This is a genomic window from Gilliamella apicola, from assembly GCF_003202655.1.
Taxonomy (GTDB): Bacteria; Pseudomonadota; Gammaproteobacteria; order Enterobacterales; family Orbaceae; genus Gilliamella; species Gilliamella apicola_R.
Genome location: NZ_QGLR01000006.1, coordinates 63,433 through 75,825 on the forward strand (window position 1 = coordinate 63,433; position 12,393 = coordinate 75,825).

9 protein-coding genes are annotated in these 12,393 nt (G+C 34.5%); 8 read left to right on the forward strand and 1 reads right to left on the reverse strand.

Annotated features, from left to right (window positions below):
- Positions 1–29: 29 nt before the first annotated feature.
- The 8 genes from DKK70_RS02605 to DKK70_RS02640 all read left to right on the forward strand — a co-directional run bounded on the left by DKK70_RS02605 (position 30) and on the right by DKK70_RS02640 (position 9,988).
- Positions 30–518: an OmpH family outer membrane protein gene (locus tag DKK70_RS02605; RefSeq protein WP_110432613.1), complete on the forward strand. Its 489-nt coding sequence runs from the start codon at positions 30–32 to the stop codon at positions 516–518.
- On the forward strand, positions 518–1,546 hold the full coding sequence (gene lpxD / locus DKK70_RS02610; protein ID WP_110432614.1) for a UDP-3-O-(3-hydroxymyristoyl)glucosamine N-acyltransferase: 1,029 nt from the start codon (positions 518–520) through the stop codon (positions 1,544–1,546). Before DKK70_RS02605 ends, lpxD begins: the two co-directional genes overlap by 1 nt.
- Before the next feature lie 101 nt (positions 1,547–1,647).
- The gene (gene tig / locus DKK70_RS02615; protein WP_110432615.1) at positions 1,648–2,949 is read left to right on the forward strand and encodes a trigger factor; all 1,302 of its coding nucleotides are present in this window, start codon (positions 1,648–1,650) and stop codon (positions 2,947–2,949) included.
- Between the two features lie 91 nt (positions 2,950–3,040).
- A complete protein-coding gene (clpP, locus tag DKK70_RS02620; RefSeq protein ID WP_034884667.1) occupies positions 3,041–3,643 on the forward strand; it encodes an ATP-dependent Clp endopeptidase proteolytic subunit ClpP in 603 nt (200 codons plus the stop codon).
- Positions 3,644–3,663: 20 nt separating this feature from the next.
- Positions 3,664–4,929: an ATP-dependent protease ATP-binding subunit ClpX gene (gene clpX, locus DKK70_RS02625; protein ID WP_110432616.1), complete on the forward strand. Its 1,266-nt coding sequence runs from the start codon at positions 3,664–3,666 to the stop codon at positions 4,927–4,929.
- A gap of 167 nt (positions 4,930–5,096) precedes the next feature.
- Positions 5,097–7,532 (forward strand): endopeptidase La, encoded by a 2,436-nt coding sequence (lon, locus tag DKK70_RS02630; protein WP_110432617.1) that lies wholly within the window; start codon positions 5,097–5,099, stop codon positions 7,530–7,532.
- Between the two features lie 128 nt (positions 7,533–7,660).
- Positions 7,661–9,529: a SurA N-terminal domain-containing protein gene (locus DKK70_RS02635; protein WP_110432618.1), complete on the forward strand. Its 1,869-nt coding sequence runs from the start codon at positions 7,661–7,663 to the stop codon at positions 9,527–9,529.
- 153 nt (positions 9,530–9,682) lie between these two features.
- A complete protein-coding gene (locus DKK70_RS02640; RefSeq protein ID WP_110432619.1) occupies positions 9,683–9,988 on the forward strand; it encodes a ComEA family DNA-binding protein in 306 nt (101 codons plus the stop codon).
- Between the two features lie 40 nt (positions 9,989–10,028).
- Here DKK70_RS02640 and priA read toward each other — a convergent pair whose 3' ends face one another.
- Positions 10,029–12,197, reverse strand: coding sequence for a primosomal protein N' (gene priA / locus DKK70_RS02645; protein ID WP_110432620.1), 2,169 nt, complete (start codon positions 12,195–12,197; stop codon positions 10,029–10,031).
- Between the last annotated feature and the right edge of the window lie 196 nt (positions 12,198–12,393).

Consider the following 12,393-nt stretch of genomic DNA (forward strand, 5'->3'; position numbering starts at 1 on the left):
TATAACTAAAATACACATAGGTGAATAAAGTGAAAAAAATTATGTCTGTTATTGGTATCAGTATTGCGCTATTTTTTACGAGTTTTGTATATGCTGAAACTAAAATTGGTATTATCGATATTAAATCTGTAATGGATCGTATGCCAGAAAGAGAAGCGGTTGGTAAAGCATTAACTCAAAAATTTGAAGCTCGAGCAAAATCATTAGAAAACGAAGAAAAACTTGCTAATGATGCCGCTGCACGTTTAAAGAAAGAAGGGGTAACTTTATCATCTTCTGAAAAGGCCAAATTAAGTAAAACTATTGCAGATTTTCAAAATAACGCTGCCGCTTTTTCAAATGAATATCGTGAAAGTGAAGCAAAAGAAGCTAGTAAATTATTAGCGAAAATTCAACAAGCAGTTAAAAAAATTGTTGCAGAAGAAAAATTTGATCTTGTTTTAAGATCAGATACAGTTTTATACGCCTCTGATACTGTTGACATTACAGATAAAGTGTTGGAGAAGGTTAAGAAATAATGTTTGCTTGTCTTTTAGAACAATTAGCTAAGCATATTGATGCTAAATTACACGGTGATGGGACTTTACCCATCACAGGTATTGCATCAATGAAAGGGGCGGTATCAGGGCAAATTACATTTTTGGCAGATAAAAAATTTCAGAGCAATCTATCAGAGTGTAAAGCTTCAGCTGTAGTAATGACTGAAGATAGCCTAAAATATTGGCACGGTGCCGCCTTAATTGTTAACAATCCTTATCTTGCTTATGCAAAATTAGCACAATACCTAGATACCACACCAAACCCAGCTAAAGATATCGCGCCTTCTGCGGTTATTGATTCGTCTGCTAAATTAGGTAACAATGTATCAATCGGCGCTAATGCGGTTATTGAAAGCAATGTGATATTGGCTGATAACTGTATTATTGGTCCAGGTTGTTTCATCGGTAAAAATACTAAGATTGGTGCTGGCACTAAATTATGGGCTAATGTTTCTGTTTATCATAACTGTATTATTGGTGAAAATTGCTTAATTCAGTCAGGGACAGTTATTGGAGCTGATGGATTTGGTTATGCCAATGATAAAGGTAAATGGATAAAAATCCCCCAATTAGGTCGAGTAGTGATTGGTAATAATGTTGAAATCGGGGCATCAACAACGATAGATCGTGGTGCGTTAGATGATACTATTATTGGTAATGGCGTAATAATTGATAATCAGTGTCAAATTGCCCACAACGATATTATTGGTGATCATACAGCGGTCGCTGGTGGCGTTATTATGGCGGGTAGTTTAAAGATTGGACGTCATTGCCTAATTGGTGGTGCGAGCGTTATTAACGGACATATGGAAATTTGTGATCAAGTAACGGTTACCGGCATGGGTATGGTTATGCGACCAATTACCGAACCTGGTGTATATTCATCCGGTATTCCATTGCAACAAAATAAAGTATGGCGTAAAACAGCTTCATTAGTTTTGCATATTGATGAAATGAATAAACGTTTGAAAGCACTTGAGAAGAAGCTATTAAATGTCTCGACGTAGACGATTACGGTCGGTATAATGCTTTCCTATTTTGTAAATTTAATTAGCTCAATTAATTTTTAATGATGAGCAAATATATTTAATAATTCCGAGGTATAAAGATGCAAGTTTCGGTAGAAACAACAGAAGGTTTGGGCCGTCGTTTATCAATTACAATAAAATCAGAAGATATTACCAAAGCGGTTAATAAAGAACTTATTAATACAGCAAAAAAAGTACGTATTGATGGTTTCCGTAAAGGCAAAGTACCTTTAAAAATTGTTGAACAACGTTATGGTGCTTCTATTTTACAAGATGCTTTAAGTGATTTAATGCAACGTAATTTTATCGATGCTATTATTCAAGAAAAATTGAATCCAGCCGGTGCGCCAATTTATACGCCTAAAGAATATAAAGACGGCGAAGATTATACTTTCACTGTTGAATTTGAAATTTATCCTGAGATTAAAATTAAAGATTTAGATAAAATTGAAGTCGAAAAACCGGTTGCTGAAATTGCAGATGCTGATGTTGAAACTATGATTGAAACCTTACGTAAGCAACAAGGTACATGGAAAATTGTTAAAAAGAAATCAAAAGAACAAAATCGTGTCACGCTAGACTTTTTAGGTAAAGTTGATGGTGCTGAATTCGAAGGTGGTAAAGCTGATGATTTTGTTCTTGTGCTAGGACAAGGCCGAATGATTCCAGGTTTTGAAGATGCCATCATTGGTCACAAAGCAGGGGATGAATTTGACATTAATGTTACTTTCCCAGAAGATTACCATGCCGAGAATTTAAAAGGTAAACCAGCGGTATTTTCAGCTAAACTTAACAAAGTTGAAGAACTTGAATTACCAGAACTTACCGAAGATGTAGTTAAAAGATTTGGTATTGCTGATGGAACAGTTGAAAGTTTACGGGCAGAAGTACGCAAAAATATGCAACGTGAGCTTAATGCAACAATTCGCAATAAAATCAAAACACAAGCTATTGATGGTTTAGTAAAAAATAATGATATTCAAGTTCCTTCAGCGTTAATTGACCGCGAAGTTGAAGTATTACGTCAACAAGCCGTAGCTCGCTTTGGTGGAAATATTAAACAACCAATGGATCTACCTAAAGAGTTGTTTGAAGCAGAAGCTAAACGTCGGGTCATCGTTGGATTACTATTCAGCGAAATTATTGAAAGTAACAAATTAAAAGCTGAAGAAGCGAAAGTACAATCTTTAATTGATGAAATAGCAACTGCTTATGAAGATCCTAAAGAAGTGGTTGATTATTACCGTAAAGATAAAAAAGCAATGGATAATATCCGTTCTGTTGCATTAGAAGATCAAGTTGTTGATTTATTATTAGCTAGTGCAAAAGTGACAGAGAAGACTTATTCATTTTCAGAATTAATGAATCAACAAGTTGCTTAAGCAGCAGCTTGTCACTTATTTAATTAAAATTCATTATAAGCCCAAATAAGGATCAATTGTTTGGGCTATTTTGTTTAATTAGGAGATGAAGATGCCTTTAGAACCATACATGAGTGTGATTCCAATGGTTGTTGAGCAAAGTTCTCGTGGCGAAAGAGCTTATGATATTTACTCACGATTATTAAAAGAAAGAATTATATTTTTGACTGGACAAGTTGAAGATAATATGGCCAATTTGATTATTGCACAGATGCTTTTTCTTGAAGCAGAAAACTCCGAGAAAGATATTTACTTATATATCAATTCTCCTGGTGGTGTTGTCACAGCTGGGATGGCTATTTATGATACGATGCAGTTTATTAAACCTGATGTAAGTACAATTTGTCTTGGACAAGCCTGTTCAATGGGATCGCTACTTTTAGCTGCAGGAACTCACGGTAAACGTTACTGCTTACCTAACGCTCGAGTTATGATTCACCAACCACTAGGTGGATTTCAAGGGCAAGCATCAGATATTCAAATTCATGCTCAAGAAATATTACAGGTAAAAAGTCGATTAAATAATATTTTGGCAAAACATACCGGACAAGATATTAGTGTAATTGAGAAGGATACAGATCGTGATAATTTCATGTCAGCTGAGAAAGCAGTTGAATATGGATTGGTTGACGCCATATACAGTAAACGATCTTAAAACTAAATAGGTGGAAAAAAGTGGATAAAGAAAATTCAGAAAAATTACTCTATTGTACTTTTTGTGGGAAAAGTCAACATGAAGTCCGTAAATTAATTGCTGGACCGTCATCTATTTATATCTGTAATGAATGTATTGGTTTATGTAATGATATTTTAAAAGAAGAGACAAAAGGCTTTCTCTCTCATGAAGAATTTATTAGTAAACCGTTACCGACACCGCATGAAATTCGAGACCATCTTGATGAATATGTCATCGGTCAGGAGCGTGCTAAGAAAGTATTATCCGTCGCTGTTTATAACCATTATAAACGTTTACGTAGCTACTCTAATCGTAGTGATGTAGAGTTAGGTAAAAGTAATATTTTATTAATTGGCCCTACAGGTAGTGGAAAAACCTTACTTGCTGAGACATTAGCCCGTTTTTTAGATGTTCCATTTGCCATGGCTGATGCAACGACATTGACCGAAGCAGGCTATGTTGGTGAAGATGTCGAAAATATTATTCAGAAATTATTACAAAGTTGTGACTATAATGTAGAAAAAGCTCAACGTGGTATCATTTACGTTGATGAAATTGATAAGATTTCTAGAAAATCGGATAATCCATCTATCACTCGAGATGTCTCAGGTGAAGGTGTTCAGCAGGCTTTACTAAAAATTATTGAAGGTACGGTTGCCTCAGTTCCACCTAAAGGTGGACGAAAGCATCCTCAACAGGAATTTTTGCAAGTTGATACATCAAAAATCCTCTTTATTTGTGGTGGGGCATTTAGTGGCTTGGATAAAGTTATTGAAAATCGAATATCTACAAATACCGGAATTGGTTTCGCCGCTGATGTAAAAAGCTCAAAAAATAAAGCGACAGAATCTGAGTTATTAGCCCAGATAGAAGCTGAAGATTTAGTTAAATTTGGTCTTATTCCTGAATTTATTGGTAGATTACCGGTTATCGGAACATTAGCAGAGTTAGATAAAGATGCGTTAGTTAACATTTTGACAGAACCTAAAAATGCCTTAACTAAACAATTTAAAGCCTTATTAGAATTGGATGGTGTAGAACTGGAATTTACTCAAGAAGCTTTAGACGCAATTGCAATCAATGCAATGAAGCGTAAAACAGGAGCTCGAGGTTTGCGTTCAATTGTTGAAAATATATTATTAGATACAATGTATGACTTACCATCATTGAATAATGTTAAAAAAGTGCTTGTTGAGAAAGATACGGTAGATCATTTGCAATCACCTAAATTAATTTTTAGTGAAGATACAGAACTTTCTGCATAATAGGCAAGTGAAGAGTGCTATTTACAGTAAGTAGCATTTAATTGCAAAAGAGTGGAATATGCATGTACATCTTTGTACTGCTTATTTAAAACATAACAGGATGAGCTTGAATATCTTAAAATTGCCCCAATATAAGAATGATAAGTTTGTACTACCGAGAGAACAAAATGAAGACAAAACAAACTAAACAAATGATAATGCCTATTTTACCATTGCGTGATGTTGTTGTATTTCCGCACATGGTAATTCCTCTCTTTGTTGGTCGTAATAAATCAATCCGTTGTCTGGAAAGTGCAATGGAGATGGATAAACAAGTTTTTCTTGTAACACAAAAATACCCTTCGCAAGATGACCCTGATGTTGAAGATTTGTATGAAGTAGGAACTGTAGCCAATGTTTTACAATTACTTCAATTACCTGATGGTACAGTAAAGGTTCTCGTTGAAGGTGTTGCCCGTGCTAAAATAGTTGATATTCTTGAACGAAAAGAAGATGATTTTTTAATCGCAAACATCAAACCTCTAAAAGAATTGAAAAAGGATGATAAAGTTAACCAAGCAATGATAAGGGTACTATTATCAAACTTTGACGATTATGCCAAACTTAATAAAAAAGTGACCCAAGAGGTTGTTGATTCAATTCATTTAATTAAAGAACCATCACAATTAGCCGATTCTGTTGCCGCAACATTATTTGTAAAAGTTGAACAAAAACAAGAAATTTTAGTCAGTTCTGATTTAGAAAAACGTTTTGAGTTGCTTATTTCATTAATGGAAGCAGAAATTGATTTGTTGCAAGTAGAAAAAAATATTCGTCAACGCGTGAAACAACAAATGGAAAAAGCGCAAAAAGAATATTATCTCAATGAACAAATCAAAGCGATACATAAAGAGTTAGGAGATATCGATAATAAGCTTGACGAATATGAAGAGTTAAACTTAAAAATTACTAAGGCGAAAATGCCAAAAGAGGCCAAGGAAAAAACATTATCTGAACTTAATAAACTTAAGATGATGCCGACTATGTCTGCTGAGGCAACGGTCGTTCGTGGATACATTGATTGGATGTTACAGGTTCCATGGCATAAACGCAGTAAAGTAAAAAAGGATATTCATGACGCGCAAAAAGTTTTAGATAAAGACCATTATGGCCTTGATCGAGTTAAAGATCGAATTCTAGAATATTTGGCTGTACAAGGGCGAGTTAATAAAGTTAAGGGGCCAATTTTATGTTTAGTGGGGCCTCCGGGAGTAGGGAAAACGTCATTAGGACAATCAATTGCTAAAGCGACAGGAAGAGAATATGTTCGTATGGCATTAGGTGGCGTCCGTGATGAAGCTGAAATTCGCGGACATCGTAGAACTTATATTGGTTCAATGCCAGGTAAATTAATCCAGCGTTTAGTTAAAGTTGGGGTTAAAAATCCGCTATTTTTGTTAGATGAAATCGATAAAATGGCTTCTGATATGCGTGGTGATCCAGCTTCTGCGTTATTAGAAGTTCTTGACCCTGAGCAAAATAGTGCATTTAGCGACCATTATTTAGAAGTCGATTATGATTTATCGGATGTCATGTTTGTAGCAACAGCTAATTCAATGAATATTCCTGCCCCATTACTTGATAGAATGGAAGTAATTCGGCTATCCGGTTACACCGAAGATGAAAAGTTGAATATTGCTAAACAGCATTTAATTTCTAAACAGATTGCTAATAATGGTTTAAAAGCGAATGAAATTAACATTGATGACTCAGCTATAATTAGCATTATTCGCTATTACACGCGTGAAGCAGGTGTACGAAGCTTAGAAAGAGAAATAGCCAAAATTTGTCGTAAAGTTGTTAAGCAACTTGCTTTAAATAACCGTTTACGAAAAATAAGCGTAACGCAAGATAATCTAAAAGATTATTTGGGTGTGCCACGTTTTGATTATGGAAAATCTGAAAGTGAAAATCGGATTGGTCAAGTTAATGGTTTGGCGTGGACAGAAGTTGGTGGTGATCTGCTAACGATTGAATCAATGAGTGTTGTTGGTAAAGGTAAGTTGACTTATACCGGCTCATTGGGTGACGTGATGCAAGAATCTATTCAAACCGCACTTACAGTTGTTCGCTCACGAGCTGAAAAGTTGGGAATCAATAACGACTTTTATGAAAAACGTGATATACATGTGCATGTTCCTGATGGCGCAACACCTAAGGATGGTCCGAGTGCAGGTATCGCTATGTGTACCTCTTTGGTTTCGACTTTAACTGGTAACCCTGTGCGTTCAGATGTTGCTATGACGGGCGAAATTACTTTACGAGGCGAAGTATTACCAATCGGTGGGTTAAAAGAGAAATTATTAGCTGCTCACCGCGGTGGCATCAAAACAGCTATAATTCCGATTGATAATGTTAAAGATCTCGAAGAGATTCCAGAAAATGTTAAATCTGAAATTGATATCAGACCGGTTAAGTGGATAGATGATGTTTTGGTGATTGCTTTGCAAAATAACCCATTTGGTATTGAAGCAGTTAACCAAAACGTAAAAATAGCGTCACCGACAAAAAAAACGGTTAAAAAGATCAAAAATACAGCTAATGTTTCAACTCGATTAAATTAGATCAAACAATAAAAAAGCCAACTTTGTGTTGGCTTTTTTTTATCGGCTTTTAATTAGATAATAGCCAATTTAGGCAAATATGCTATACTTGCGAAATTCAATTTCAGGTGTATGGAGAATGGCGAGCTATGATGGAAACAATTAGAACTGCTGCGAACAGTCTTGTTGTTAAAATAATCTTTGCAATTATTATTTTATGTTTTATTTTTACTGGCGTTGGCTTTCTGGGTTTTGGTGGCGGTAATGCTACAAATGATGAGCAATTATATATTGCAAAAGTAGACGGCAACGGTATCAGTCGAACTGGTTTTGAAGCTCAGGTACAACAAATTTTGCGTAACACTAGTGGTGGTGATGCCTCACTTAATAAAGAAATACGGCAAAATGTATTAGCTCAGCAAATAGATAACTATTTAGCTTATCAATTTTCTCAAAAAATTCATGCGGCAATCAGTAACGAACGAGTAAGAAATTATATTAGACAACAAAAAGTGTTTTTTATAAATGGTAAATTTGATAATCAAAATTATTTAAATTTACTTAAAGTAAACGGTTTTACCCCTGATAGTTACGCAGAAATATTAAGGACATCGTTACAACAAGAGCAGGTTATGGATGCCTTGGTAAAATCTAGTTTTGTGTTACCATCAGATTCTGAAATTGCGATGTTAAAAAATCAAACAAGAGATGTTTATGCTACTATGGTTGATTCTTCTGTAGATGATCTGAAAGATATCAATATTACAGAAGAAGATGAAAAAAAATATTATGATGAACATCAAAAAGAATTTTTCAGAAAAGATAGAGTCAAATTAAAATATATCTATACTTCTAAGGATATCGTTGCAAAAGACATAAAAGTTACTGATGATGAAATCAGAAAAAATTATGAAAAAAATATTAAAAATTATAGTTATCCAGCAAAAAAAGCTTTTAGTGCCATTTTTGTAACAAATAAAGAACAAGCTGATAAAGTTGTTAAAGAGTTAGCTTCGGGAGTTGATTTTGAAAAACTAGCAGTAGATCTTAATCAAAATAATGATATTTCTGCCTACGGAAAGAATGGATCATTAGGTTGGTTTGCTGATGATGACACTTTGCCTGAATTCTTCAAAAAAGCCAACTTGCAAACCGTTAATCAAATTTCAAAACCAATCGCGACTGATGGTGGATTTGTTATCATTAAACTTGATGGTAAGCAAGCATCTCAATCTATGGGCTTTGATCACGCAAAAAATAAAATTGAAGAAAATTTGTTTGAGCAAAAATTGCAAAAAGCATTTACTGCAATTGAAAACAAAATCAAAAAAACGCTAACTCAGTCACCTAAATCGATGGAAGAATTGGCTGAAAAAACTGGTCTTAGTGTTGTACAGACAGATTGGACAAGCTATAAAGACTTAAATTCGATCATGTTTCATCCTGAAATTAGTGATTTAGTCTTTAGTGAAGAGATGCTCAATGATGGGCAATTGACCCATAAAATATCGGATCTAATTCCAATTGAAAGAAATTATGGCAGTTATAGTTTTGTTATTCAAGTAACAGATTATCGTCCTGAAGGGATAGCGCCATTTGAAGAAGTTAAAGAAACCATCAATAAAAAACTCACTAAAGATAAAGTTGAAAATCGTTTCAAAGAAACGGTTGATAACTTATTGGCTGAATTAAATACTAATAGAAACTCAGATAAAATAAACTTCAGTAAGAAATATGTTTTACACAGAGATTCGACAGATTTAGATAAAAAAGTAGTAGATATGATTTTTAATATGCAACTACCAATTCCAGGTGTTAAATCTGATTTATTTAAAGTCCAATTTTTAGAAAATAATACTGCCTATATTGTAAGGCTAGTTAATGTTAATACGCCAAAAGAATATCAAGATATTTCAGCAGAACTATTACCAGCATCTATGGCAGATACTTATTATTATCTTAGCAACGATATTCGTTCTAAAGCGAAAATTGAAATTATGCCAGATACAAATATGTGATCAAGATCAAAGAAATTTGGTAAATATCTAAATAAAAGAGAAGCCACTTTGGTGGCTTTTCGCATTTTTGTAATTATTAAAATTTATCTTATTAACTCCATGAGATAGTGATTATGCAAATTTAGTTGCTTAATTATTTTGGAGTTAATTTAAATGAAAATTTTTACATTATTTTGCCTTTTATTCACATCGTTATTTTTTTCAACTGGAAGTTTTGCTGATTCAAAATCCGATATCACAACCAAAGGAGAGCAAAAACAAGTTGTACAAGTTAATATTAATACGGCAACCGCTGAAGAGTTAAGTAAAGTATTAACTGGTATTGGGATGAGTAAAGCTCAGAAAATCATCGAGTATCGGGAAAAATTTGGGCCTTTTGTTTCGCTAGAACAATTAAAGGAGGTTTCAGGAATTGGCCAAGCAACACTTGATAAAAATATAGGAAAAATTACTTTATAAATATTCTATCTTCCAACAGCGAAGCTGTTGGAAGATATTGCTAATTATCAATTGGATCAACATCAATACTCCATCTTACTTTTGAAACATCATCCCACTGCTCAACAACTGTTAGTAGGTTATCTAATATTTGCTGCAATAATTGCCTATTAGTATGTTGCAATAATAATTGCCAACGGTTATAGCCAGCTTTTTTAGGTTGACTTGCAGGCATAGGGCCAAGTTGCCATAAATTATGGTCATAATTCGCCTTTAACCAATCATGAATGCGCTGCAAAAATTTGGGGGCATGTAAGTTATTACGGTCGGCAGCACGGATTAGTACCTGATAGCTAAATGGAGGCAATAAAGTTTGTTGACGTTCAAGTAAAGTCTGCTTTGCAAATGCCGGATAGCCTTGAGTCAGTAGAATGTTTAATAAAGGATGTTGTGGATGATAGGTTTGCAGAATAACTTCGCCCGCTTTGGTTTCACGACCGGCTCTACCTGAAACTTGAGTATAGATTTGTGCGAATCTTTCTGTTGCCCGGAAATCGCTTGAAAACAAGGCGCCATCAACATCAACGATGCCGACTAATGTCACATCAGGAAAGTGATGGCCTTTAGCCAGAATTTGCGTACCGACTAAGATATGGGCGCCACCTTTATGAATATCATGCAAATAGCTATTCAATGCCTCTTTTTTAGTTATGGTATCACGATCAATACGGGTAACTTTTATATTGGGGAACAACAGATTAAGTTGTTTTTCAAGTTGCTCAGTTCCAAATCCAATCGGTAATAATTGGGTGGAACCACATTTAGGGCACTGCTTGGGTACTTCTCTTGGTGTATCACAATAATGACAAATTAATTTATTTTGCTTTTTATGAAAAGTATAAGGGCGATCACAACGTGGACATTCGGCAATCCAACCACAATCATGACAAATAATTAATGGTGCGAATCCTCGACGGTTAAGAAATAACATAACTTGATTATTGTTATGTAAGTGTGCTCTTATCTGTTCTATTAGTGGTTGAGATAATCCCGAAGCTAGAGCCATGCCACGAATATCCAAAATAGATTGTTTGGCTAGTTTGGCATTACCGGCTCTTTGTGTCAGCTTGAGTTGTTGGTATTTGTGCGTTTGTGCATTGTTGATGGTTTCAAGAGAAGGCGTTGCCGATCCTAATACAATAGGTATATTTTCAATTTTTGCTCGAATAATTGCCAAATCTCTAGCATTATAACGCCATCCTTCTTGTTGTTTGTACGAACTATCATGTTCTTCATCGATAATAATGATGCCCAAATCTTTGAATGGCGTAAAAAGTGAAGAGCGGGTGCCAACAACAATGGCATTTTCACCATCTTTACTTCTTAACCAAACCTCTAAACGTTCTTTATCGGTTAAGCCTGAGTGTAAAATATCAATAGGAGCATTAAAGCGTTGCTTGAAGCGTTTAATTGTTTGTGGAGTTAAACCTATTTCCGGAACTAAAACTAAAGCCTGTTTCCCTTGTGATAAAACATCTGCAATTATATTCAGATAAACTTCAGTCTTGCCAGAACCCGTTATGCCATCAAGTAAAAATACAGCGAATTGTTTATTTTGTTGATTAATCGTCGCTATAGCGTTAGATTGTTCATCGTTTAATTGGATTGACGCTGGATTGGTTGAATAATTTGTCTGCCAGCAAATTTTTTCAGGTTGACGATAGACTAATTCTATAAGCTGTTTTTTTTGTAATTCCTGATAAATATTGGGGTTAAAATTACTTTGTTTTAAATCATTGTTTCTAAGTGAAGCTAATAATAGCTTTTGTTTTGGGGTTTTTGTTAACAGCTCTAAATCAATTTGTTGCCCTTGCTGTGTTAATTGCCACTGTTTTACGCCTTCATTAATCGCTTGGCGACCTTGCCTTAAGAGAACAGGCATGGCATGAAACATGACTTCACCAATTGGAAAATGATAATAACCTGTCGCCCAATTTAATAATTGCCAAATTGGTTGCGAAAAGAGTTTTTTGCCATCGATAACTGAGGTAATTGCTTTTAAATTTTCAATATCGAAAGTTGTGTGCTGATCAATTTTAACGATGATACCAATCATCTCCCGTTTACCAAAAGGCACTTTAACCCGCATACCAATTTCAGCAGGTAAGGTTAGTTTGTAATCGAACAGTTGATAAAGGGGTACCGGTAAGGCTACATGAGCAATCAGCATTAACAATCACTATTATTAAAAACTGCTATTGTACGCAGATTTTATTTAACTCGCAAAACTTACGCAGATAAATTGATTATATCTAAGTGAACTATATAAAAACTTTATTTATATGATAATTTATAGGATAGTAGTATCCATATACAAAATTTGCTATCTTTAGTAATAAACTACAACATAATATTTAAAGGTAAAT